The sequence below is a fragment of the Affinirhizobium lemnae genome, assembly GCF_022968395.1.
GTDB classification, from domain to species: domain Bacteria; phylum Pseudomonadota; class Alphaproteobacteria; order Rhizobiales; family Rhizobiaceae; genus Neorhizobium; species Neorhizobium lemnae.
This window is the reverse complement of record NZ_JALJQZ010000022.1, coordinates 12,567-37,061: the sequence shown is the minus strand read 5'-3', so window position 1 is coordinate 37,061 and position 24,495 is coordinate 12,567. Positions and strand designations below refer to the sequence as shown.

General features: G+C 58.4%; 25 protein-coding genes. 20 read left to right on the top strand and 5 right to left on the bottom strand.

Translation table 11 applies throughout. From position 1 onward, the window contains the following. Nucleotides 1-76: 76 nt before the first annotated feature. Both MUU53_RS14375 and MUU53_RS14370 read left to right on the top strand, forming a co-directional pair. Nucleotides 77-1,279, top strand: coding sequence for a phosphoglycerate kinase (locus tag MUU53_RS14375; RefSeq protein ID WP_247261505.1), 1,203 nt, complete (start codon nt 77-79; stop codon nt 1,277-1,279). A 216-nt stretch (nt 1,280-1,495) separates the two neighbouring features. Then, the gene (locus tag MUU53_RS14370) at nt 1,496-2,410 is read left to right on the top strand and encodes a fructose bisphosphate aldolase (RefSeq protein ID WP_247261504.1); all 915 of its coding nucleotides are present in this window, start codon (nt 1,496-1,498) and stop codon (nt 2,408-2,410) included. 63 nt (nt 2,411-2,473) lie between these two features. Here MUU53_RS14370 and MUU53_RS14365 read toward each other — a convergent pair whose 3' ends face one another. Together MUU53_RS14365 and MUU53_RS14360 are read right to left on the bottom strand one after the other, a co-directional pair. After that, complete coding sequence (locus MUU53_RS14365) at nt 2,474-3,868, bottom strand: FAD/NAD(P)-binding protein (RefSeq protein WP_247261503.1); 1,395 nt, start codon at nt 3,866-3,868, stop codon at nt 2,474-2,476. 112 nt (nt 3,869-3,980) lie between these two features. After that, nucleotides 3,981-4,142, bottom strand: a complete 162-nt coding sequence (locus MUU53_RS14360) for a hypothetical protein (protein ID WP_165134805.1) — start codon at nt 4,140-4,142, stop codon at nt 3,981-3,983. Nucleotides 4,143-4,393: 251 nt separating this feature from the next. Here MUU53_RS14360 and MUU53_RS14355 point away from each other — a divergent pair, with 251 nt between their 5' ends. Both MUU53_RS14355 and MUU53_RS14350 read left to right on the top strand, forming a co-directional pair. Next, complete coding sequence (locus MUU53_RS14355; RefSeq protein ID WP_247261502.1) at nt 4,394-5,653, top strand: MFS transporter; 1,260 nt, start codon at nt 4,394-4,396, stop codon at nt 5,651-5,653. A 101-nt stretch (nt 5,654-5,754) separates the two neighbouring features. Next, on the top strand, nt 5,755-6,588 hold the full coding sequence (locus MUU53_RS14350) for an MBL fold metallo-hydrolase (protein WP_377307268.1): 834 nt from the start codon (nt 5,755-5,757) through the stop codon (nt 6,586-6,588). Nucleotides 6,589-6,597: 9 nt separating this feature from the next. On the opposite strand, the gene MUU53_RS14345 is transcribed toward MUU53_RS14350, so the two are convergent. Continuing rightward, entirely contained in the window at nt 6,598-7,101 is a 504-nt protein-coding gene (locus MUU53_RS14345; protein WP_247261501.1) for a pyridoxamine 5'-phosphate oxidase family protein, read from the bottom strand. 160 nt (nt 7,102-7,261) lie between these two features. Here MUU53_RS14345 and MUU53_RS14340 point away from each other — a divergent pair, with 160 nt between their 5' ends. Further along, nucleotides 7,262-8,008, top strand: coding sequence for a YebC/PmpR family DNA-binding transcriptional regulator (locus MUU53_RS14340; RefSeq protein ID WP_247261500.1), 747 nt, complete (start codon nt 7,262-7,264; stop codon nt 8,006-8,008). A 138-nt stretch (nt 8,009-8,146) separates the two neighbouring features. Then, complete coding sequence (locus MUU53_RS14335) at nt 8,147-8,770, top strand: hypothetical protein (RefSeq protein WP_247261499.1); 624 nt, start codon at nt 8,147-8,149, stop codon at nt 8,768-8,770. 15 nt (nt 8,771-8,785) lie between these two features. Here the strand turns inward: MUU53_RS14335 and MUU53_RS14330 are convergent, their stop codons facing one another. Together MUU53_RS14330 and MUU53_RS14325 are read right to left on the bottom strand one after the other, a co-directional pair. Next, nucleotides 8,786-9,784, bottom strand: coding sequence for an LLM class flavin-dependent oxidoreductase (locus tag MUU53_RS14330; protein ID WP_247261498.1), 999 nt, complete (start codon nt 9,782-9,784; stop codon nt 8,786-8,788). Nucleotides 9,785-9,879: 95 nt separating this feature from the next. Beyond that, a complete protein-coding gene (locus MUU53_RS14325; protein ID WP_247261497.1) occupies nt 9,880-11,160 on the bottom strand; it encodes a hypothetical protein in 1,281 nt (426 codons plus the stop codon). A gap of 187 nt (nt 11,161-11,347) precedes the next feature. Between MUU53_RS14325 and ruvC the strand changes: the two genes are divergently transcribed. From ruvC to ftsH, 14 genes are all read left to right on the top strand, one after another. After that, nucleotides 11,348-11,857: a crossover junction endodeoxyribonuclease RuvC gene (gene ruvC, locus MUU53_RS14320; protein WP_247261496.1), complete on the top strand. Its 510-nt coding sequence runs from the start codon at nt 11,348-11,350 to the stop codon at nt 11,855-11,857. Nucleotides 11,858-11,936: 79 nt separating this feature from the next. Then, nucleotides 11,937-12,554, top strand: a complete 618-nt coding sequence (gene ruvA / locus MUU53_RS14315; RefSeq protein WP_247261495.1) for a Holliday junction branch migration protein RuvA — start codon at nt 11,937-11,939, stop codon at nt 12,552-12,554. A gap of 88 nt (nt 12,555-12,642) precedes the next feature. Next, complete coding sequence (gene ruvB / locus MUU53_RS14310; RefSeq protein WP_062555669.1) at nt 12,643-13,683, top strand: Holliday junction branch migration DNA helicase RuvB; 1,041 nt, start codon at nt 12,643-12,645, stop codon at nt 13,681-13,683. 5 nt (nt 13,684-13,688) lie between these two features. After that, entirely contained in the window at nt 13,689-14,213 is a 525-nt protein-coding gene (locus MUU53_RS14305; RefSeq protein WP_247261494.1) for an NUDIX hydrolase, read from the top strand. Nucleotides 14,214-14,276: 63 nt separating this feature from the next. Next, nucleotides 14,277-14,513, top strand: coding sequence for a hypervirulence associated TUDOR domain-containing protein (locus MUU53_RS14300; RefSeq protein WP_247261493.1), 237 nt, complete (start codon nt 14,277-14,279; stop codon nt 14,511-14,513). 84 nt (nt 14,514-14,597) lie between these two features. Then, nucleotides 14,598-15,062: a tol-pal system-associated acyl-CoA thioesterase gene (gene ybgC, locus MUU53_RS14295; protein ID WP_247261492.1), complete on the top strand. Its 465-nt coding sequence runs from the start codon at nt 14,598-14,600 to the stop codon at nt 15,060-15,062. A gap of 212 nt (nt 15,063-15,274) precedes the next feature. Continuing rightward, nucleotides 15,275-15,994: a protein TolQ gene (tolQ, locus tag MUU53_RS14290; protein ID WP_247261491.1), complete on the top strand. Its 720-nt coding sequence runs from the start codon at nt 15,275-15,277 to the stop codon at nt 15,992-15,994. A gap of 28 nt (nt 15,995-16,022) precedes the next feature. Further along, nucleotides 16,023-16,481 carry a protein TolR gene (tolR, locus tag MUU53_RS14285; protein ID WP_062555665.1) on the top strand — a complete coding sequence of 153 codons (459 nt, stop codon included), beginning with the start codon at nt 16,023-16,025 and terminating at the stop codon, nt 16,479-16,481. Between the two features lie 10 nt (nt 16,482-16,491). Next, nucleotides 16,492-17,628: an energy transducer TonB gene (locus MUU53_RS14280; protein WP_247261490.1), complete on the top strand. Its 1,137-nt coding sequence runs from the start codon at nt 16,492-16,494 to the stop codon at nt 17,626-17,628. Nucleotides 17,629-17,642: 14 nt separating this feature from the next. Further along, nucleotides 17,643-18,950, top strand: a complete 1,308-nt coding sequence (gene tolB, locus MUU53_RS14275) for a Tol-Pal system beta propeller repeat protein TolB (RefSeq protein ID WP_247261489.1) — start codon at nt 17,643-17,645, stop codon at nt 18,948-18,950. Nucleotides 18,951-19,098: 148 nt separating this feature from the next. Beyond that, entirely contained in the window at nt 19,099-19,638 is a 540-nt protein-coding gene (pal, locus tag MUU53_RS14270) for a peptidoglycan-associated lipoprotein Pal (protein WP_137133577.1), read from the top strand. 183 nt (nt 19,639-19,821) lie between these two features. Continuing rightward, nucleotides 19,822-20,841, top strand: a complete 1,020-nt coding sequence (gene ybgF / locus MUU53_RS14265; protein ID WP_247261488.1) for a tol-pal system protein YbgF — start codon at nt 19,822-19,824, stop codon at nt 20,839-20,841. A 36-nt stretch (nt 20,842-20,877) separates the two neighbouring features. After that, nucleotides 20,878-22,236, top strand: coding sequence for a tRNA lysidine(34) synthetase TilS (tilS, locus tag MUU53_RS14260; RefSeq protein WP_247261487.1), 1,359 nt, complete (start codon nt 20,878-20,880; stop codon nt 22,234-22,236). A 102-nt stretch (nt 22,237-22,338) separates the two neighbouring features. Next, the gene (gene ftsH / locus MUU53_RS14255) at nt 22,339-24,273 is read left to right on the top strand and encodes an ATP-dependent zinc metalloprotease FtsH (RefSeq protein WP_247261486.1); all 1,935 of its coding nucleotides are present in this window, start codon (nt 22,339-22,341) and stop codon (nt 24,271-24,273) included. Nucleotides 24,274-24,495 lie beyond the last annotated feature (222 nt).

Sequence of the window (24,495 nt, the reverse complement as noted above, 5' to 3'; positions counted from 1 at the left end):
GGCCACGGCCCTTGCACCGTCCGGCAGGTTGAGTATGGTCCGCTTCGAAATTCAACCATCGAAACGGATTGCCATAATGCCAGCCTTCAAGACCCTGGACGACCTCTCCGATATCGCAGGCAAGCGCGTTCTCTTACGCGTGGACCTCAATGTTCCCGTCTCGGACGGAAAGGTAACGGACGCAACGCGCATCGAGCGTGTCGCTCCGACGATCCTCGAACTGTCCGGCAAGGGCGCAAAGGTTATCCTGCTTGCGCATTTCGGCCGCCCCAAGGGTGCGCCGGTTGCCGATATGTCCCTGAAGCTCATCGTGCCCGCCGTTGAAGACGTGCTGGATCACGCTGTTCTCTTTGCCGAAGACTGCATCGGCGAAGCAGCGGCGTCTGCGGTGTCCAAGATGCAGAACGGCGACATTCTGCTTCTGGAAAATACCCGCTTCCATAAGGGTGAAGAAAAGAACGACGCCGACTTTACAGCAGCTCTGGCCGCGAATGGCGACATCTTCGTCAATGATGCCTTCTCTGCAGCGCACCGCGCCCATTCCTCGACGGAGGGCCTGGCCCACCATCTTCCCGCCTATGCAGGCCGCACCATGCAGGAAGAGCTGGAAGCGCTGGAGAAGGGTCTTGGCAATCCGGCACGCCCGGTTGTCGCGATTGTTGGTGGTGCCAAGGTTTCGACCAAGATCGATCTCTTGATGAACCTTGTGAAGAAGGTCGATGCGCTCGTGATCGGTGGCGGCATGGCCAATACATTCATCGCAGCGCGGGGCACCTCTGTTGGCAAGTCTCTCTGCGAGCATGATCTGGCAGAGACGGCCAAGCAGATCATGATCGAAGCGGCCAGCGCGCAGTGCGCCATCGTTCTGCCGGTCGACGGCGTGGTGGCCCGCGAGTTCAAGGCCAATGCGGAAAATGAAGTGGTCGATATCGACGCCATTCCAGCCGATGCCATGGTTCTGGATGTTGGCCCGAAGTCTGTTGAAGCCGTCAATGAATGGATTGGTCGCGCGCATACGCTGGTCTGGAACGGACCGTTGGGCGCCTTCGAAATCGCGCCCTTCGATGCCGCGACGGTTGCTGCTGCAAAATTCGCCGCCGAACAGACCAAGGCTGGCAAGCTGGTATCCGTCGCAGGTGGTGGCGATACTGTCTCCGCGCTCAACCATGCCGGTGTCGCAGACAGCTTTTCTTACGTCTCGACCGCCGGTGGTGCCTTCCTCGAATGGATGGAGGGCAAGGAACTACCCGGCGTCTCCGTCCTGATCAAAAGCGCCTGAACCGCGGCAAAATAGCGCGTGCGCAACTTGAGGAAAGAGTTGCGCACGTCGAAATCACTAGCTTTAAATTTTTTTAGATGTTTTAAACGATTGAAATAATTTCAATCGTTTCAAGCCTTAAGCATAGGATTTCCCTCACTAAAAACTTCTGTTATCCGCGGATGATATCCAACGGGATGAGCCCGTTATAGGCCGACTTAGGGACAGGAGTTGAGTATGGGAGACGCCAAGATGTTGCACAAGATGAGTTCCGCACCGGGATTTATTGCGGCTCTGGATCAGAGCGGCGGTTCGACACCGGGAGCCTTGCGTGCGTATGGCGTCATGGAAACCGACTACCAGGGCGACGAGGAAATGTTCCGCCTGATGCACGCCATGCGCGTCCGCATCATGAGTGCGCCCTCGTTCACGGGCGACAAGGTTATCGGCGCGATCCTGTTCGAGCGCACGATGGACGGCGATGTCAATGGTGAGCCGGTTCCGTCCTATCTCTGGCAGAAGCGCGGCGTCGTTCCCTTCCTGAAGATCGACAAGGGACTGAATGCGGAAGAAAATGGCGTTCAGACCATGAAGCCGATGCCGGAACTGGATGCTTTGCTCATCCGTGGCCGCGAAAAGGGCATTTTCGGCACCAAGATGCGCTCGGTCATCGCGAATGCGGACAAGGCCGGCATCGCTGCCGTCGTGAAGCAGCAGTTTGAAGTGGCCCGTCAGATCATCGGTCAGGGCCTGATGCCGATCATCGAGCCGGAAGTTTCCATCAAGAGCCCCACCAAGCAGGAAGCGGAAGCCATTCTGCGTGATGAGATTGCTGCCTATCTCGATAAGCTGCCGTCCAGCGAGACGGTCATGCTGAAGCTGACGATCCCGACGGTTGCCGATTTCTATGCGCCCTTCATCGGCCACAAGTCGGTCGTTCGCGTGGTCGCCCTGTCGGGTGGATACAGCACGGCAGACGCCTGCCAGAAGCTGAAGCACAATCCCGGCATGATCGCCAGCTTCTCGCGCGGCCTGACCGAGAGCCTGCGTGTGACGATGACGGATGCCGAATTCAACGCAGCCGTCGCCGGAACCATCGACCAGATCTATGACGCCAGCGTCAACAAGGTTGCAGCCGGCTGCGCTGCTTGAGACTTAGTTTAGTAACTCAAGAAAGCCGCTTCGGAAACGAGGCGGCTTTCTTGCGTGGAGTTATCAGGATGTGGCAGTCCGCACGGCACTCGTCGAACCGGTAGCAAGCTCAGCAGCAATTTGCGAGGCAACGGCATTGGCCTGCACGCGAATATCCGGCACCGCCGTGATTTCCCAGAAACGGCCTGCGGTCAGGGCACCCACCACATGGATATTGTGTTGAGGTTGGCCATCCCTGCCAATCAGGCGGCTTGTCTCATCAACCATGATGCCAAGACCCAAGGGGTCTGGCTGAAGCTGGCCACGATCCTTCATGCATTGGAGAAGAGGAGAGTGATCAATGCCTGCTCTTTCCATTCCGGTACAATTGACAATCCAGTCCGCCGTCAGGCGCCGCATCTCACGCGAGCCCCTTGCGCGATAGGAGAGGCTGATGCCGGGGCGCGAAAGTTCCGCCTGTTGCAGATAGCCTGCATGGACCGTGAGACGTCCATCGTTCAGGACGCGATCGAGATCATCGGCCACGTCCGGTGCCAGCCTGTGCCGGTGCACGGTCCACCAGGGCAGAGCGTGGCGCAGGAAACGTTTCTTTTCTGCATCCGGTAGCTCCTGCCACAAAGTTTGCGTATGCGGTCTGAGGCCGTCGATCACCGAACGCCAGGCAGCGCCGCGCCTAACCTGTTTGCGCAAGGCGACCAGTAGCTTGCTCATGCGTCGATCTGTTTCGGGCAATTCCGGTGTCACCGGGGACACGGGCTGACGGTCATGTCGATGGGGCAGAAGCCCCCGCCGTGAAAGCACATGGATCATGCCTTGATGCCCGCTGGCACGCAATGCCAGAACCTGATCCACCATGGTCAGGCCAGAACCGAGAATGCAGACACGGTCATTGGCGCCGACCTTAGAAAGCCAGCCCAGCCTCCAAGGGTTTTCCACCACGTGAGATTTGGCGGTTTCCGGCAGGTCTCGCAGAGGTGCAGGAATGGAAGCGCTGCCGACACCGAGACACAGGACGAGATTGCGTGCCACCAGTTCCCCGCCATGGGCGAGCCGGATCATGGTGGTGTCTGCCCCGATATCCAGACAGCCCAGCGCCTTGGCCTTGATGAAATCGACCCGGGCGCAGGTCTGGCGCTGTCGCAACAGTTCCGCCAATCGGTCTCGGAGATAAAGGCCGAAATCGCTTCTCGGCACATAGTCTCCTGCCTTGACGCTGCGGCCCTTTTCCATCTGCCAATCCAGGAAATCATCCGGCCTGTCCGGAAAGATGGACATGCGGGCGGCAGCCACGTTCAGGCGATGGATGTGGAACTCGCTGCGATAGGCCGTGCCGCGACCAAAGCCCGGATCATCACCGATAACGGCGACCGACTGATGAGGAGAAAGTTTTCGCAGGAGCTGCAGCGTGACAGCAATTGCCGAAAAGCCTGCTCCAACAACGGCAACGTCATATTTCATGAGCGCTCCTTGTCTGGCCGGACATACCAGTTGCCCGACCTCTCGCCTTAAATAGACTAGTAAACCTGTCGAGATTTCAAGCCCCCGGATTTCAGGCCCAGGATTGTCGGCCTCACGTAAAGTCGCGCAGCAGCAGGATTATGGCCCAGGAGACAAAGGCAAGAACCGCCAGCTTCCAGAAATCGGCACGGCGTTTCAGGCCGGGAAAGCCCAGCGGCTTGATGATCTGGACCACCATGGCCAGCAACAGCAACAGGCCGATGATTTTCGTCATTTTGTTCCAGATTCCTTCAACCGCAGCCACAGGCTGGACATTTTTGCACGTCATCAGGATTAGGTGTTGCGAAAGGGATTCGGAACCGCTCATTTGTCAAACCGGGCGAATTCCATCGCGAAAACTCTTCAAGTCAGCCGCAACTGCCGGATTCATGCCTGAATTTCGATTATTTGCGCAATGACTTAACCATTGCCGTGCTTTGCTGTCACGGTCCTGTTCACGTTCTGATTCTGCTCGCGGTTTTGCCGATGCCTCGCAATATTCTGCCCGTTTTCAGTCTTCTCCTCGGCACGCTGTTTCTGTTTCTGGGAAACGGGCTACAGGGATTGCTCCTGCCGGTGCGCGGCACGCATGAGGGCTATTCCAACGAGATTCTCGGCCTTCTCGGCACCACCTGGGCTGCGGGCTTTGTTGCAGGTTGCTTTGCAGCGCCTCTTCTGGTGCGCCGCATCGGCCATGTTCGCGCCTTTTCCGGCTTTGGCGCCATCATCTGCCTCAACGTGCTGGTGACAGGCATGTTCGTGAATGATGCGGCCTGGCTGACATTGCGTGCGGTCACGGGCTTTTGTACCGCGGGAACCTCGATGATCATCGAAAGCTGGCTGAACGAGCGTGCGACGAACGAAAGCCGCGGTGCGATCTTCTCGCTCTACATTGCCATAACGCTGATGGGCGTTGTTGGCGGACAGTTGCTGGTCGGGGTAGCGGATGTCACGACCCCGATCCTGTTCATGGTCTGCGGCATCCTGTACTGCATCGCCATCCTGCCAACCACGATCTCGACAGCCGCATCGCCGCAGCCGCTCAAACGGGTCAGTCTCGATCTCAGGGGACTGTATCGAAATTCGCCGGTCTCCTTCGTCGGCATTCTGATGATCGGTATCGCGAACGGTGCTTACGGCACGCTGGTTGCCGTCTTCGGTGCGAAGGCCGGGCTTCACCAGGGCACCATTGCCATCATGGTCAGCATCACCATTTTTGCCGGTGCCATCATGCAGTTCCCGGCGGGTCGCTTGTCCGACCGCATGGACCGCCGCTATGTGCTCGCTGCGCTTTCGGCGCTTTCCGCTCTAGCAGGGTTTGTGCTGGTGGTGCTGCATCCGATGAATGTCTATGTCATCATCGCGCTGGTGGCGATCTATGGTGCTGCGGCCAATGCGCTCTATCCGATCGCTGTTGCGCATGCGAATGACTTCGCGGCACCGGAAGATTTCGTCAAGGTGTCGGGCGGCCTGCTTCTGCTTTACGGGATCGGCACGGTCATCGGCCCGACATTGGGCGGACCGGTCATGACGCATTTCGGTCCGCATGCGCTGTTTGCCGTCACGGCTGTCGCGCATCTGATCGTGGTTGCCTATTCGATTATCCGCAGCCGGATCCGGGCAGCGCGTCCCCGCGAGGAAAAGGACAATTATACAACGGCGGTGCCGGGTGCTTCCGCCCAACTCGCGACGCCAGAGGGCCTGAAGCTCGATCCGCGCGCGACAGGCTCGAACGACCGGCGTTGATGCTTCGATGACAGGAAAGTGAGAGCGGAACGGCCTTCCAAGGCTGGACGCTCTGTCATGACTGCCGCATCTTTCGTTCACGAAGACGAGGGATTGGCACCATGTTTCGCGCAGTCGCATTCGCTTTGATGTCAGGCGTATTTTTCGCGGGCTCGCACCTTGGTGTCGCCCAGGCGCAGGATCAGCCTCGCCCCGCCAGTCAATGCCAGGCAATCGCCGAAACGGTGCCAAAGGCGAGCTTCGTCAGCTTCAAGCCGCAGCAGATGGCGCAGGCCCGAAAGATTGCCGAGGATGTTCGGATCACCTTCATCGGGCATTCGACCTATTCCATCGAAAGCCCGGAAGGGGTGCTGATCGCAACAGATTACAGCGGCTACTATCGGCCTCAGCGGCTGCCGGACATCGTTACGATGAACAAGGCCCACTCCACGCATTACACGCGCTCACCCGATGCGGGCATCAAGCACGTGCTGCCGGGCTGGAGTGATACGCCGGGGCAGAAGGCGGATCATCACGTCGTGGTCGGGGATACGTATACCCGCAATGTTTCAACGGATATCCGCGCCTATGGCGGCTTCGAGGAAAACGGCAATTCAATCTTCATCTTCGAGATTGCCGGCCTGTGTATCGGCCATCTCGGCCACCTGCATCATGAACTGACGGACAGCCACTATACGCAGATCGGACGGCTGGATGTGCTGATGGTGCCGACCGACGGCGGGTTGACGATGGGTGCCGATAGCATGAGCCGCGTCGTGCAGCGGTTGCGTTCTTCCCTGATCCTCCCCATGCATCGCAGTGGCCCGCCGCTTGAGCGGTTTCTGACGATGTTCGACGGCAAATTCGACATCGTCTATGCAAATGAGCCGGTGATCACCGTCTCTCTGCGGAACCTGCCACGAAAGCCGCAGATCCTAATTCCGCAGGGAATGTAAGCGGGCTTATCAGGCGAAGGTGAGATGCTGCTTGACGCCGACATCGGGCATCTTCTCATCGCTCAGATTTGCCTTGGCGATTTCCCAGCCAAACTTCAGCGTGCTGTCGGTGGACGCCCAGATCTCGGCATCATCCAGACGCAGCACAAGCATGGTCAGCTTCGGGTCATCCTTGCCGTGTTCGTACCAGGCGGCCGTCATGGCGCTCCAGAACTCGTCGATCTTTGCCTGATCCTTGCGAACTTCAATGACGCCCGCGAGGCAGGCATGGTAATCGTGGTTCTTGCCGACGACGCAGAAATGCGCGCGGGTTCCTGGACGAATTGCCTGTACAAGATCAGTGTCGGTCTTGGTGAAAAACCAGATGGTGTTGGTCTTGGGGTCTGCATGCGGGGCCATGGGCTGGAAGTGCTGGTGAGAGCCTTCAATGCCAAGCATGCCCGCATGGATTGAGTTGATTTCTTCCCACAGCTGGCGTGCAGGGGCTTCGCGGGCTTCGGTCAGACTTGCCATTGCCGGTCCTTTCTTGATGAGGGTGCGGCCGTGAAACGTTGCCGTCAAAGGTTTGTTCCGGCTTTTCCTGCTTGCACTCCATCTGCTTTTTTCTTGAAAGCGACCGATTTCCTGCCTATAAGCCCGCCATTCCAGACATTTTACGCGATTAAGGGGTGCCATGGCTGGCCATTCACAGTTCAAGAACATCATGCACCGCAAGGGCCGTCAGGATTCCATCCGGTCCAAGATGTTCTCCAAGCTCGCACGCGAAATCACCGTGGCTGCAAAGTCGGGCCTGCCTGACCCTTCGATGAATGCGGCTCTTCGCCTGGCAATCCAGAACGCCAAGGCGCAGTCCATGCCGAAGGACAATATCGACCGCGCCATCAAGAAGGCGTCCGGTGCCGATAGCGAGAGCTATGATTCCGTTCGCTATGAGGGCTACGGTCCCGGCGGTGTTGCCGTCATTGTCGAGGCGTTGAGCGATAACCGCAACCGCACCGCCTCAAACGTTCGCTCCATCTTTACCAAAGCGGGCGGGGCTCTGGGCGAAACCGGTTCTGTTTCCTTCTCTTTCGATCATGTTGGCGAAATCGTCTACAAGGCTTCCGCTGGCAGCGCTGATGCCGTGATGGAAGCCGCGATCGAAGCCGGTGCTGACGACGTGATCTCCGATGACGACGGTCACACCATCATCTGCGCTTTCGAGAGCATTGGCGAAGTTTCCAAGGCGCTTGAGGCCGTTCTGGGCGAAGCGCAGACGGTCAAGGCTGTCTGGAAGCCGCAGAACACGGTTCCGGTGGATGAAGAAAAGGCACAGTCGCTGATGAAGCTGATCGACAGCCTCGAAGACGATGACGACGTGCAGAACGTTTATTCGAACTTCGAAGTGTCGGACGAAGTCATGGCGAAGCTTTCGGCCTGAGTCTTTCATCGTTTTTGATTTGCGGAAAGCCGGTTCCAGATCTGGGGCCGGCTTTCTCGTTTTGCGCGTACTCACCAGCCTCGTACATGCCTTGCATGGCATTCTGCCCATATTTGCAGCGGTCGAGAGGATCGTCACATGGTGTCATCAGTGGATAATGTTCGGCAGTGGTCGACGCTAACCATGCTGAAGGTGATGAAGCAGACCGATCAGGAGCAGAACGCCACGAGCGGCAGTCTAGCCAGCCGATTGCTCAGCGATTACGGCATCGACAGCAGCGATGATGCATCCGATAGCGGAACCTATGACTTGCTGAACCGGATCGCCGACCAGCAGGACGATACCACACCCTCCACAGATACGGTGAAACAGCCGGATAGCGTGACATCGGCCGATTTCGCAGCCTTCATCAAGCAGCAGCTTGAGGAGATGAAGAATGAGCCGGGCAAGGCGAGCCAGGCCGACGCCATGCTGAAGGCGCTGGATGCGGGCACACTGACCGTGGCCGATGCTGCGGAGGGAAAGAGTGTTCAGCTGGTGGCACCCGGCAAGGTGTCCACGCAGGAGATCAAGGTGACCGATCTCACCTCAAAGGACTGGGGCAGCTTCCTGCGCGATCATCTTACGCGCGAGAACGGCGGCATCTTCAGCCGCAACAAGGATGGCAGCTACATCGACCGCCAGAGTGGCCAGAATGCCTTTTATGGATCGCTTGGCGACAAATCCTACTACTTCACCTGGCCATCCAGCTCGACCAGGTGAGACAGAGGCCTTCTATCAATGTGTGGCCTGCATCATGGGCAGGCTGGCGAAGATTTCCGCCGAGCGCAGCCTTGCTTCGAAATCATGGATCGGCATCGAGATGATCAATTCGTCGGCGCTGGTCTCAGCCAGGAAGCCTTCCAGCTTCTGATGAACCGTTTCGCGCGAACCGACGGCGGCAAAGCGAAGCGTGTGCTCCACGCCATAGCGCTCTGCTTCCGACCAGATGCCCTCCATGCTCGCGACCGGGCGCGGGAATTTGGTGCGCACATTCCGGCGCAGGTTCACGAACTGCTGCTGCGCGGAGGTGAACATTCGCTCTGCTTCCTGATCGGTTTCTGCCGCAACGCCCATGACGCCCACCATGACGTAAGGCTTCTGCAAGGTCTGTGACGGCTGGAACCGTTCTCGGTAGATGGCAATTGCATCCATCAGCATGTCGGGTGCAAAATGCGAGGCGAAGGCGTAGGGCAGGCCCAGTGCAGCCGCCAGATGTGCACTGTAGAGACTGGAGCCGAGAAGCCATATCGGAACATTCGCTTCCAGCCCCGGAACCGCCAGGATCGCCTGATCCTCGCGGGCCTCTCCCAGCAGATGCTGGAGTTCCACAATATCGTGCGGGAAATTTTCAGCGCCCGCATCCAGGTTCCGGCGCAGTGCACGCGCCGTTCTCATATCGGTGCCGGGCGCACGGCCGAGACCCAGATCGACGCGACCGGGAAAAAGAGCTTCCAACGTGCCGAACTGTTCTGCCACGACCAATGGCGAATGGTTGGGCAGCATTATGCCGCCAGAGCCGATGCGGATGCGCTTGGTTGCTGCGCCCACATGGCCGATCACCACCGCGGTTGCTGCACTGGCGATGCCAGGCATGCCGTGATGCTCTGCCAGCCAGATGCGATTGAAGCCCAGTTCCTCCGCCTTCTGAGCAAGCCTGCGCGACTGATCCAGTGCATGATACACAGTCTGGCCTTCCGCCACGGGCGAAAGATCAAGGATGGAAAAGGGTATCATGGCCCACCTATAACAAATTCCGTTCCATCTCATTTAAGGAGTTTGATCGGAAATCGTAAGGGGGCCTGATTAATTCCTGGTCCGGTTTATCAAGTTCAGGTCACGCAGCGCAGATGCGGCGCCTTCGTCGGCTTGAGGGTGGTCGTTTTCTCCGTCGGCTGCGTTTTGAACATGGAGAGACGGGTCTCGATCGTCGTCGTCTGGCTCATGATCTTCATGAGTTGCGCCTCGGCATCCTCCGCCATCGGGGACAGACGGGAGGTGACCGACGCGATTTCGCGAGCGACCGTCTGGCTAAGGGCAATCCGATGGCTTTCCTGATCCAGTGTCGTGCACAGTTTGCTGGCGCAGTGCGACTGTTCCTCAAGCGCTTCCGCCAGAGCGTGCTGCTCGTGCTTGAGCTGGCGCAGGTTTTGGATTGAGCCTTCCAGAGACCTCGAAAGTTCATGGCAAGCCTGGAGATAATCGCGGGCGAAGGCGACGCAATCGCTCGCATGGCTTCTGCGGAAGGCTGCGCCATGCCGTTCGGGATTACTGGCGAATTGTTCTGCGCGGATTGCAAGATCCGACATGCGGCGCGAAAGCTCATGCAAGTGTTGACCGGCGGAAAGTGAAGCGGCGTGCTGCTCAGCAAGGTCTGTCCTCAGCGCCTCTATTCGGCTGGTGCGTGCCAGGGCATCGACATTCCTGCGGCTCAGGCGTTCCGCCTCCGCATGGGCGTCTTTGAGGTTGGTGCCGAGATGGACGGTCGCCTCGGCCAGCGCCTTGCTGCCCGTCAGCATCTTTTCCATGCGCGCCGAGACGAGGGCGATGGTGCTTTGCGCGCGGTAGGCATTGTCGCGCAGCAGGGCCGCAGCACGCCCCGTCGGCAGAAGGTTTATCTGAAGCGTTGAAGCCAGCCGATTGAACTGGAACCGCAGCCCATCCATGCCTTCGGGAAACTCTTCATGCAGGAGAATTGATGTTTCTCCATTGGCCAGTCGCCGCAGGGCCTCTTCAAGGCGACGAAGCGATATCTTCTCAGCACTCTCCTGCTGCGAGAATGCGGCGGGCTTGATCGATGTCGGCAGCCCCGCGATCTCGTTCATCGGATTGTCCTTGGGCAGGCCAATGCTATTTGCAGCCACGGACTGGGTTGCCGGAGCCGTTTCCGGTCTCTGCGTCGAAGCCTGTGTCGGTGCGGCTGACGCAATTCGAATGCGCAGCAGATAGAATGCCAGCGCCGCGGACACTGCGGCAAGAATGCTGAAGCCTGTCATCACCGGCGAAAGAGCGCTTGCCTTGACAGCGAGACCCGACGCGATGGCAATGTTCAGCGCAACAAGCCATTGAATTGGCTCGAGCGGCTGATGCTTCAAGCGGGCGAACATCGTCATGATGGACCTCCATGCTTGGTTGATGATCCACTAATGCGATTCGTCGGCAAAAGTTGGCTCTCAAGCTGCTGGCCCCACGGCTTCCTCGTTTCAGCGTTAATTGGCGGTTAACGCTTATCGCGTTTGTTTCGTTTTTGTTCGCGTTTTTGCTAGCCGTTCACTGGCAACTGGGGTTAGGATTTGTGGCATGACAACTGTGATTCGTATCATCGGGATAGACCCTGGGCTTCGTCGTACCGGCTGGGGCGTTATCGACACGATCGGCAACAGCCTGAAGTTCGTGGCGTCCGGCACGGTGACCTCCGACGGGGACATGGATCTTGCTTCGCGTCTTTGCCAACTGCACGACGGATTGGCAGAAGTCGTTCATGCCTATCGCCCGGATGAGGCTGCAGTCGAACAGACGTTTGTGAACAAGGATGCCGTCGCGACCCTCAAGCTTGGGCAGGCCCGCGGCGTGGTGATGCTGGTGCCGGCCAGAGCCGGGTTGCCGGTTGCCGAATATGCGCCGAATGCGGTTAAGAAGTCGGTGATCGGCGTTGGTCACGGTGAGAAGCAGCAGATCCACATGATGCTGAAGATCCTGATGCCGAAGGTGGAATTCAAGGGCAATGACGCCGCCGATGCACTGGCCATCGCCATTTGCCATGCACACCAACGCGCTGGAAACAGAATGCGGCAGGCTCTCGCAGGTTGAACCGGCAGAGTTCAATTTGTTCTTGACTTGTTCTGGTATCCGCGTTTGATACGCAGGCGGAAACGGGCGGGTGTTATGCATGATCGGTAAGTTGAAGGGTACTATCGACGAGATCGGGGAGGATCACGTCGTCGTGGATGTACATGGGGTATGCTACATCGCCTTCTGCTCTTCGCGGACATTATCGCGCATCGGATCGGTTGGCGAAGCCATCGTGCTTTTCATCGAAACCTATGTGCGCGAAGACCAGCTGAAGCTTTTCGGTTTTCTGAGTGCGCTTGAGCGGCAGTGGTTCAATCTGCTTCAAAGTGTGCAGGGCGTGGGGTCGAAGGTGGCCCTTGCCCTTCTTTCGACGCTGACGCCTTCAGAGCTTGCCAATGCCATAGCGCTTCAGGACAAGGCTGCCGTTTCGCGAGCGCCGGGTGTTGGGCCCAAGGTCGCGATCCGCATTGTCACCGAGCTGAAAAACAAGGCTCCGGCCTTTGCCGGGGAAGCCAGCGCGACCATCGGCTTCAAGCAGGAACTGGGCGAGGGAGTTGCCTCCGCGCCGGTCAGTGACGCGGTCTCTGCCTTGACGAATCTCGGTTATTCGCGCGATCAGGCGGCCAATGCCGTTGCCGCTGCGCTCAAGACCGCAGGCGAGGGGGCAGATAGTGCCAAGCTCATCCGGCTTGGCCTGAAGGAATTGTCGCGCTGATCCTGGCTGTGATTGCAGAAGCCCTGCCGTTTGGATAGCTTCGAAATTAATTGCGCAACGTGAGTGACGTGTGCGTCTGGAATGAGTGATGAGCGAACAAAACCGCCTCCTTTCGCCCGACAAAAAGGGTGAAGATTTCGATACGGCTTTACGGCCACAGTCGCTGGACGAGTTTACCGGTCAGGCGGAAGCGCGTGCCAATCTGAAAATCTTCATCGAGGCTGCCAAGAACCGCGGTGAGGCGCTGGATCACGTGCTGTTCGTCGGTCCGCCCGGTCTGGGAAAGACGACGCTGGCGCAGATCATGGCGAAGGAGCTTGGCGTCAATTTTCGATCGACGTCCGGACCGGTCATCGCAAAGGCGGGGGATCTGGCGGCGCTGCTGACCAATCTGGAAGAGCGCGATGTTCTGTTCATCGACGAAATTCACCGCCTCAATCCGGCGGTCGAGGAAATTCTCTATCCGGCGATGGAAGATTTCCAGTTGGACCTGATCATCGGGGAGGGGCCTGCGGCGCGCTCGGTCAAGATCGACCTTGCGAAGTTCACGCTGGTGGCCGCCACCACGCGCCTGGGATTGCTCACAACGCCGCTACGCGACCGGTTCGGTATTCCGGTTCGCCTCAATTTCTACACGGTGGAGGAACTCGAAGGCATCGTGCGGCGTGGCGCGCGACTTCTGGGCCTCGGCATGACGGAAGAAGGCGCACGCGAGATTGCCCGCCGCGCCCGTGGCACGCCGCGCATCGCCGGTCGCCTGCTGCGGCGTGTGCGTGATTTCGCCGAAGTTGCGCGTGCAGAGGCAGTGACCCGGGAGATCGCCGACGAGGCCTTGACGCGGCTGCATGTCGACCATGCGGGGCTCGATCAGCTCGACAAGCGCTATCTCAACATGATCGCCGTCAATTTCGGCGGCGGGCCGGTGGGCATCGAAACCATCGCGGCGGGCTTGTCCGAGCCACGCGATGCGATCGAGGATATCATCGAGCCTTACATGATCCAGCAGGGGTTCATCCAGCGCACGCCGCGCGGACGGGTGCTGACCGCAACCGCCTGGAAGCATCTCGGCCTTCAGCCGCCGAAGGATCTGGAGGCCGCGCAGTTCCGCCTGTTCAGCGAGGAAGAGTAAACGCCATGCCGGGTACCCGCATTCGTATCAAATCAAAGCCTAAGCGTACGTTCCAGATGCGCGTCGCTGGTCTCGGTTTTCGCAATGGTCATGTGCTGGTTCACCGCGCTGTTCACGAACCTTTCTGGACCTTTCCAGGCGGTGGGGCGGAGATCGGCGAGACATCCGATGAAACCCTGCGTCGCGAAATGATGGAGGAGCTTGAGGTTCATGTGCGGGTCGACCGGCTGCTCTGGATCGTAGAGAACTTCTTCCATTACGAAAGTCGGGACTGCCACGAACTGGGCATCTTTTATCTCATGGATATTCCCGAAAGCTTCCCCTTTGCCTCGGGCGAAATCGTGCATAGGATCAAGGACGGCAATAACGAATTGGAGTTCAAGTGGGTGCCTGCGACGACACAGGCCCTGACGGAACTGGATATTCCGCCGTACTTTATTGCCAGCGAGATCGAGAATTTGCCGCAGACTGTGAAGCATCTCGTCTGGGATGATCGCAATCTCGATGAAAAAGGCAGATCGCAGGCGTAAACATCACGGAACGGGACTTTGAGAGCATCATTGACGGTTGCAGAAACCCTCAAGGAGAGCACCATGAGCACGAAAGCGAGCGGCGAGAAGATCAAGAAGGGCGACGAGGTTTCCTGGAAATGGGGAAAGGGAACGGCTGAAGGCGAAGTGAAGCAGACGTTCACGGGCGACGTCGAACGCAAGATCAAGGGCAAGACCATCAAGCGCAAGGCCGATAGCGACAAGCCTGCCGTTCTTATCAAGCAAAAGGATGGCGATCAGGTTCTGAAAAGCGCCTCCGAGGTTCACAAGAAGCACTGAGGGAGAGGTCTTGCTGCCGGTTGCAGATCTGCGCAAACATTGTATTGGCTTCGGGTTGAAACATAGCAGCAGGACTTTTTCCCCATGAGCAGCCCTGAGACGCACAAGCTTGCCGGTGAAATCATCGAGGGTCAGCATCGGCTTCAGCAGCGTGTCTATTACGAAGATACCGATTTTTCAGGCCTGATCTATCATGCGCGCTACCTGCATTTTCTGGAGCGCGGCCGAACCGACTATCTTCGCTGCCTCGGCTGCGAGCAGAGCAAGCTGATCGGCTTCGACGAGGAGGGGCTCGTCTTCGTCGTCCATCGTATGGAAATCGAGTTCAAATCGCCCGCGCGCATGGACGATGTTGTGACGATCCTGACGCGTACCGAGAAGGCGGGTGGGGCCAAGATGGTTCTGTCTCAGGAGATCCGTAGGGGTGAGACATTGCTTATCCAAGCCAAAGTCATCATCGCGATCATCAATCGGCTCGGGCGCCCGCGTCGGTTGCCGGAGGGGCTTGCACGCTCGTTCAACGGGGTTGATGAAGGTCACAATGCATAAAATTTTAAGAGAACTTTAACCATAATGAGGTCTTACTGACCGGGATAAGTTTTGTGCGGTGCACGCCTTCGTTTAACCAAATTTGAAGGCGAGAAGGCCCTTAAACCTTAAGGTAGACGGGCCTTTCTGCGCAACCGCGCTCACACAGGACAGCGCTTGCAAACCGGCCCGTTGCTACGTGCCGGGCGATTCGATTCAGGGGTAAGGGATTTATGGAACACGCTGATCTAGCGGCTGCTGCAAACTCGGTAAGCCTCATTTCGCTTTTCATGCAAGCCGGGCTCATCGTGAAGCTCGTGATGATCGGCCTCATGGGAGCCTCGGTCTGGACCTGGGCTATCGTGATCGACAAATATATGAATTTCAAGAAGGCCAAGCGCCAGTTCGACCAGTTCGAACAGGTTTTCTGGTCCGGCCAGTCTCTTGAAGAGCTGTACCGCACGCTGTCGGACCGGCAGAATACCGGACTTGCCGCCATTTTCGTGTCGGCCATGCGCGAGTGGAAAAAGAGTTTTGAACGTGGTGCACGCTCTCCGATCGGCCTACAGATGCGTATCGATCGCGCCATGGATGTAACGATGGCACGCGAAAACGAGCACTATGAGGCGCGGCTTGGATCGCTGGCAACCATTGGTTCCGCGGGTCCCTTCATCGGTCTGTTCGGTACGGTTGTCGGTATCATGACCTCGTTCCAGGCCATTGCGGGATCGAAGTCCACCAACCTTGCAGTCGTGGCACCTGGCATCGCCGAAGCGCTTCTGGCAACCGCCATCGGCCTTATTGCCGCTATCCCGGCGGTCATGGCCTACAACAAGTTCACGGCAGATGCAGGCAAACTGTCTTCCCGCATGGAAGGTTTTGCCGATGAATTTTCCGCCATCCTATCACGCCAGATCGACGAGAAGCTGCAGCCGCGCCAGGCCGCGCAGTAAGCGTTTCGTTTTCTGAAGGAGTAGCTTCATGGGTATGTCGGCTGGAGGATCGAAGGCATCGGGCGGTGGTCGTCGCGGGCGTGGCCGTCGCGGGCGCGGCGGTGCAATCAGCGAAATCAACGTGACGCCGCTGGTCGACGTCATGCTCGTTCTTCTCATCATCTTCATGGTTGCCGCACCGATGATGACGGTGGGCGTTCCGATCGATTTGCCGGAAACCCAGGCAAAGGCGATGAATTCCGATACGCAGCCGATCACCGTTTCGGTCAATCCGCAAGGGCAGATCTTCCTGCAGGAAACGCCCATTTCCATCGATGAAGTCGTTCCCAAGCTCGAGGCCATTGCCAAGACCGGCTATAACGAGCGCATCTATGTGCGCGGCGATACCGCCGCTGCCTATGGTGGTGTGATGAAGGTCATGGCCCGCATTTCTGCAGCCGGTTTCAAGAACATCGGTCTTGTGACGCTGCAGGAACAGCAGAAGTGATTCAGCGCCGATGAAGACGAGTCTCGGCACATCGCTGGTCGCACACACAGTCATACTCGCCTGGGCGCTGGTATCGATCAGTGCGCCTGCCTCTTTCGAGGTTGCGCCGGTCGAGGCCCTGCCTGTCGATATCGTTCCGGTGGAATCCATCACCCAGATCCAGCAGGGTGACAAGAAGGCGCCGATGACCGAAAAGCCTTCGCCCAAGAAAACCGAGAAGCAGAACGTTGTCGAGAACGCGGAGAATGCGGGCGAGAACGACGTAGACCTGAAGAACCCGCCGACGCCTGTGAAGAAGCCGACGACGACGGAAACGGCGGCCGCTCCGCCGAAAAACGAAAAGCCGCTGCCCAACCCGACAACGGAAAACAACGACGTCAAGGAAATCGCGAAGGAAGAGACCGCGCCGAAGCCGGTAGAGACGGCGGCGCTGCCGATCCCGAAGCCTGAAATCACACCGCCGACACCCAAGCCGGAACCGCCGAAGCCCGAGGCTCCGAAGCCGGAACCACAGGCGCAGAAGGTAGAAGAAACGCCTCTGCCAACCACGGCCCCGGTTCCTGCCGCGCGTCCGCGCCCCGAACCGCCGAAGCAGGAAGAGGCAAAGCCCGCCGAGAAGCCACCGGAAAAGAAGACGGACACGGCGCATGCCGAAAAGCCGAGCGACAAGAAGGTTGCTGACAAGAAGCAGGAAACCGCCAAGTCATCCTCATCCAAGCAGAGCGATTTCAACGCCGAGGATATTGCTAGCCTGTTGAACAAGCAGGAGGCTGCGGGCGGTGGTGCGAAGCGTTCGCAGCAGATGGCTTCGCTGGGCGGCAAGAAAAACACTGGTGGTTCGACTCTCAGCCAGAGCGAGATGGATGCGTTGAAAGGCCAGATCCAGAACAACTGGTCGGTGATTGCCGGTGTTGATGGCGGCAAGGGCATGATCATTACGGTGACCATGAAGCTTGATCCGTCCGGTGCCATTGTTGGCAGACCGGAAGTCACATCGTCAGGCGGCAACGAAAGTGCCCGCCGCATGCTGGAAGGCAGTGCAATTCGAGCCGTCATGCGCTCTTCACCATTCAAAAATCTTCCTGCCGACAAATACGACGCGTGGAGCGAAGTCGTTGTGAACTTCGACCCGAGCGAACTGCTTTGAAAGGCCCCAATATCATGCTGAAACCAACTCTCATCCGCGTTATGCTGGCTATTGCCGGTATGGCCGTGATGTTTGCAGCGCCCGCCCAGGCGCGCGTGGAAATCAACATCAATCGCGGCAATGTGGAGCCACTGCCCATTGCCATTACGGACTTCATTTCCGGCAACGAACTTGGCGCGCAGATTTCCGGCGTCATCGCGGCGGATCTGCAGCGTTCGGGTCTGTTCGCACCGGTCAACAAGGCCGCATTCATTGAGAAGATCTCCGATCCGGGCAAGATGCCGCGTTTCGAGGACTGGAAGGCAATCAATGCGCAGGCTCTGGTGACGGGTCGCGTGACCCGCGAAGGCGATGGCCGCCTTCGTGCCGAATTCCGCCTGTGGGATACGTTCGGCGGTACCCAGATGACCGGCCAGCAGTTCTTCACGCAGCCGGAAAACTGGCGTCGTGTCGCTCACATCATTGCCGATGCGATCTACAAGCAGATTACCGGTGAGAACGGCTATTTTGACACGCGCGTCGTGTTCGTGTCGGAAAGCGGTCCCAAGAATGCGCGTGTGCGCCAACTGGCGATCATGGACCAGGACGGCTTCAATGTCCGCAGCCTGACCAATGGCAAGGACATCGTTCTGACGCCGCGCTTCTCGCCTAACCGTCAGGAAGTGACCTACATGTCCTTCGAGGGACAGCAGCCGCGCGTCTATCTGCTTCAGCTTGAGACAGGCCAGCGCGAAGTGGTGGGCAATTTCCCGGGCATGACCTTCTCGCCCCGTTTTTCTCCAGATGGCCAAAAGGTCATCATGAGCCTTCAGCAGGAGGGAAACTCCAACATCTATACAATGGATCTGCGGTCTCGCACGACCACGCGCTTGACGAATACGGCCGCGATCGACACGTCTCCGTCCTACTCTCCCGATGGTAGCCGTATAGTGTTTGAAAGCGACCGCGGTGGTCGTCAGCAGCTCTATGTCATGGGTGCCGATGGTTCCGGCCAGACGCGCATTTCCTTCGGCGATGGCGCCTATTCGACGCCGGTCTGGTCTCCTCGCGGCGATCTGATTGCCTTCACAAAGCAGTCGGGCGGCAAGTTCTCCATCGGCGTCATGAAGCCGGATGGTTCAGGCGAGCGCATTTTGACGACGGGTTTCCATAACGAAGGCCCCACCTGGGCACCGAACGGTCGCGTATTGATGTTCTTCCGCCAGAATGCGGGAGCGGGCGGTCCGCAGCTCTATTCCATCGACCTGACGGGTTACAACGAACAGCAGATCAAGACGCCTTCCTTTGCATCCGATCCGGCCTGGTCACCGCTGCTTGAATAAATGTGAATGCCGTTTCACTGCTGCTTGCCCTTGCAAAGGCTGCAGTGAAAGGGTTTAGGGGAAAATTAACCATGATCGTTGGTCGTACGTTAACCAGAAACGGTTAGATTCCGGCAACGATAAAATTCTGATCAAGGAGAGACCGGCTATGAGCCGCATCGATACCCCGGCAATGAGCCGTATGCAGACCCTCGCACGCAACCCGGCTGTCATTGCCCTCACGCTTGCTCTTGCTCTGGCAGGCTGCGCGAACAAGAAGAACCTGCCGAACAGCGCCGGCGAACTGGGCCTTGGTGCCGGTGGCGCAGGTGCGGCAACGCCGGGCTCCAGCCAGGACTTTACCGTCAATGTCGGCGACCGAATCTTCTTCGATACCGACTCCACGTCGATCCGCGCAGACGCCCAGCAGACGCTGGACCGTCAGGCACAGTGGCTGCAGCGCTATCCGCGCTATGCCATCACGATCGAAGGTCATGCCGACGAACGTGGCACGCGCGAGTACAACCTTGCTCTCGGCGCACGCCGTGCCGCTGCAACGCGCGACTATCTTGCTTCGCGCGGCGTTCCGGCCAACCGCATGAAGACAATTTCCTACGGCAAGGAACGCCCGGTCGCGGTTTGCGACGACATCTCCTGCTGGTCTCAGAACCGCCGTGCAGTCACTGTTCTCGGCGGTGCCGGAATGTAGTCGATGCCATGATGGCGCGGAGGAGGCGGCGTCAGCCGCCTTTTTCGTAATCTCCATAGTTTAGCCGAAGTTGCGGGTTTACCTGCAAGCAACGGGGCCAGCTTGGATTGTTTTGTCTGGAATTCGAAAACGTCGGGGCTGCGCCATGGGGTGCATACCCTCTAGAAAAACAGGACGGACATCATGAAGAAACTTGTTCTGGCAGCGATGCTGGGGCTTGCGGCCACGACGAGCCACGCGAGTGCATTCACGCTCGGAAACCTGTTCAAGAACGATGCCGCGAAAAACGAGCAGGCAGGCCAGCAGAAAATGCAGGCACGTCAGCCGCTGGTGCTCGCCCAGAGTTCTGCTGACTCGGTGCGCATCCAGCAGTTGGAGGAAACCATTCGCCAGCTGAACGGTCGCGTCGAAGAAATGAGCTTCCAGCTGCTGCAGATGCAGGAGCAGATGCGCAAGACCCAGGCTGACAATGAATTCCGGTTCCAGGAGCTGGAAAAGGGTTCGATTGGGGGCGGTGCTGCTCCTGCAGTTGCCGCAGCTGCTGCCGCCGGGGCAGCCGGCTCAAAAAAAAACGATGAAATCGCGAATATAATCGATCAGCCGGGGACATCTGCGGGGGCAAGACCATCTGCAGGCGCTCCGGCTTCGAACCGATCGACGACTGCGCCTGGCGAAACGACCCTCGGTTCCATCGAAATGGACCAGAGCGGCAGACAGGTCGGTGCAAGCGTCAATCAGAACGCGCGCAATGCCGCAGCCTTGCCCGGTGTCGATACAGGTTCTGCCCCTGCAAAGCCAACCAACCAGACGGCGTCTCTTGGTACGGAAAGCGATAGCTACCGCGCCGCCTACAACCATATCCTATCCGGCGACTACAAGACCGCCGAAGCCGAATTCACGGCCTATCTGCAGAGCTACCCCAAGAGTGCGCGCGCGGCTGACGCGAGCTTCTGGCTGGGCGAAGCGCAGTATAGCCAGGGCCGCTATAACGATTCCGCCAAGACCTTCCTCAACGCACACCAGACCTATGGTTCGTCGCCCAAGGCGCCGGAAATGCTTTTGAAGCTTGGCATGTCACTGGCCGCTCTCGATAATCGCGACACAGCCTGTGCAACGTTGCGTGAAGTTGGCAAGCGTTATCCATCTGCTTCCAAGCCCGTGACCACAAAGGTCGCAAGCGAGCTCAAGCGGTTGAGCTGCTGATTTCAGGGGGATCCTATTCTTTCTGCAGCAACTCAATTGCTGTCTCCTGGCGAAGCGATCGATCTCTTTCTCGCATCGTTGAAGAGGCCAGCGCGCCTTTTGGTGGCCATTTCCGGCGGCAGTGATTCGACCGGCCTACTGACGGCGCTGTGCGAGGCAGCAGGCGATCCCGACGAAAGCGGCATCACCATTCTGGCCGCCACTATTGACCATCAACTGCGGCCAGGATCGGCCGACGAGGCTTTGGCCGTCAATCTCCTTTGCGACCAGTTTTCCGTCGAACACCGTATTCGTGCCTGGACCGGTGAAAAGCCTTTGTCGGGCCGCGCCTCCGCTGCCCGCATTGCGCGCTATCAACTGCTCTGTCAGATTGCCGAAGAGCTTCAGGCCACCGCTATCGTGACTGGCCATACCCTGGACGACCAGATCGAGACCATCACCATGCGCCAGGCACGCGATCCGGAACGGCGGGAGCCGGAAGGAACGGCGCCGCGCGAGAGCCGCGGTGGCGATGCCGGCATGTCGTCCTCGGTCCTTATCAATGGCCGGTTCTGGTTGTTCCGACCGTTTCTCAAGACAAGGCGCAACGCGATCCGTGACTTTTTGCTTCGTCGCGGCATGGGCTGGATCGATGATCCTTCCAATACAGATGAGCGTTCAGAGCGGGTAAGGGTTCGCTTGGCCCTTGCCGGGCTGTCGGATGCGAAGGCGGATGCGTGGAGAATAGCTGTTGATCTGGCGCAGAACCGGCGGCGAACGGTGTCGGAGGCGGCGGCTGGTCTACTTCGCGATTTTGCCACGGTCTGGCAGGCCAGTGCTGTACGGCTTGATGCCAGAGCACTTTCGGCGCCACCGGAGGTGTTGTTCTATGCGATTGGCACGTTGATCGCGGTTCTTGGGGGGCGGGAACATCTGCCGGCGAGCGAACCCTTCGAGCGTATCATGAGCCGCTATTTGCGCGGCGAAAGCTTTCGCGAAACGCTCGGGCGGGTTCTTCTCTACAACAAGGAGAATGGCCTTTATTTGACGCGAGAAAGCCGTGACCTCCCTGAAATGCAGATTTCCATGTGGCAGCGAGAGCTCTGGGATGAACGCTTCGAAATTGTCTCTCATGTTCCGGCTGTCTGTACCGTTCTGCCAGGGCGGGGCGAGGTGGCTGCCCAGACCTATCCTGATGTACCCACCCTGATTTCGAGGGCAGCATGGCGGTCTTTACCCCATGTCATAGTGCCGCAGGAGTTCAAGGATGTGCAGGTGCAAATCACGCCTGTTCTTGCGCCCTTCAGGCAATTTCTTGCGGATTTCGACCTTGGACTGGCCGATTGTCTTGCGCAATTGATGGGTTTGGCGCCCATTCCCCGCCCGCCACTTAACGATTTGATACGGAAAACATGATCTGGAGGTCGCCTTGCCTTGGCAAGGCCGTGCCGGGAACCTATGTTAAGGACCAAGAAAGGCAGTTGGCTTAAAGCAGGCTGTCAATGTCCGGGGAGTTCGATGAACCCAAACTTTCGTAATTTCGCCCTCTGGGCGATCATAGCCCTGTTGCTGATCGCGCTGTTCAGCATGTTCCAGACCTCGCCGACTCAGACGAGTTCGCGGGAAGTGCCGTATTCGCAGTTTCTTCGAGATGTGGATGCAGGGCGCGTGCGTGACGTGGTAGTGACCGGCAATCGTGTGCTCGGAACCTATACCGAGAGCGGAACCGGTTTCCAGACCTATTCGCCCGTGATCGATGACACACTGATCGACCGCTTGCAGGCCAAGAACGTGACGATCGTGGCGCGCCCGGAATCGGATGGCTCGTCCGGCTTCCTCAGCTATATCGGCACGCTTCTGCCGATGCTGCTGATCCTCGGCGTCTGGCTGTTCTTTATGCGCCAGATGCAGGGTGGTTCGCGCGGCGCCATGGGCTTTGGAAAGTCTAAGGCAAAGCTTTTGACCGAAGCGCATGGCCGGGTGACATTCGAAGACGTGGCAGGCGTGGACGAAGCCAAGTCCGATCTGGAAGAAATTGTCGAGTTCTTGCGCGATCCGCAAAAATTCCAGCGTCTGGGTGGCCGTATTCCCCGCGGTGTTCTTCTCGTCGGTCCTCCGGGAACCGGTAAAACGCTCCTGGCGCGCGCCATTGCCGGTGAAGCCAATGTGCCATTCTTTACGATTTCGGGCTCCGACTTCGTGGAAATGTTCGTTGGCGTGGGCGCAAGTCGTGTCCGCGACATGTTCGATCAGGCTAAGAAGAATGCGCCTTGCATTATCTTTATCGACGAAATCGACGCGGTGGGTCGCCATCGTGGTGCGGGCCTCGGCGGCGGTAACGACGAGCGCGAACAGACGCTCAACCAGCTGCTGGTCGAGATGGACGGCTTCGAGGCAAATGAAGGCATCATCCTGATCGCCGCGACAAACCGCCCGGACGTTCTCGACCCCGCGCTCTTGCGTCCAGGCCGTTTCGACCGCCAGGTGGTCGTGCCGAACCCGGATATCGTCGGTCGCGAGCGCATCCTCAAGGTTCACGCCCGCAACGTGCCGCTGGCTCCGAATGTCGATCTGAAGACACTTGCGCGTGGAACGCCCGGCTTCTCCGGTGCCGATCTCATGAACCTCGTCAATGAAGCTGCGCTGATGGCGGCCCGCCGCAATAAGCGTCTGGTAACGATGCAGGAGTTCGAGGACGCCAAGGACAAGATCATGATGGGCGCCGAGCGCCGCTCGTCTGCCATGACCGAAGCCGAAAAGAAATTGACTGCCTATCACGAAGCCGGTCATGCTATCACTGCACTCAACGTTCCGGCGGCTGACCCTCTTCATAAGGCCACGATCATTCCTCGTGGCCGTGCGCTCGGCATGGTCATGCAGTTGCCGGAAGGCGACCGCTATTCCATGAGCTACAAGTGGATGGTGTCGCGTCTCGTCATTATGATGGGCGGCCGTGTTGCCGAGGAATTGACCTTCGGTAAGGAGAACATCACCTCTGGTGCGTCATCCGATATTGAGCAGGCCACTAAGCTTGCCCGCGCCATGGTAACCCAGTGGGGCTTCTCCGACATCCTCGGTCAGGTTGCCTATGGTGAAAACCAGCAGGAAGTCTTCCTTGGCCATTCGGTTTCGCAATCGAAGAATGTGTCGGAAGCGACAGCCCAGAAGATCGATACGGAAGTCCGTCGTCTGATCGATGAGGCCTATACCGAGGCACGCCGGATTCTAACCGAGAAGCACGACGAGTTCGTCACGCTGGCCGAAGGTCTGCTGGAATATGAAACCCTGTCCGGGGAAGAGATCAAGGCGCTCATCCGTGGTGAGAAGCCTGCCCGGGATATGGGTGACGACAGCCCGAACGCTCGTGGCTCCGCTGTGCCGAAGACCGGTTCCAAGAAGGATGAGCCGAAGGGCGGCGAGCCTGAAAGCGGCCTTGAACCACAGCCTCATTAAAGTTTTAGTATCCGTCGAGATTTGGGGGGCTGTCCGTAAGGGCAGCCCCTTCTTGGTCTGCGGTTTATGATTTGGTAACGCTATATAATCCAGATTGATGGTAATTTATGTGTTCGAGCCAAACTTCTATGGCATGAGCACAGTATGCGGCCGTACTTTTTTCGTTCGACGGCCACAGCTCACAAAGTCGCAGCAAATGCCGCGCAGGGCATCAAGGAGCAT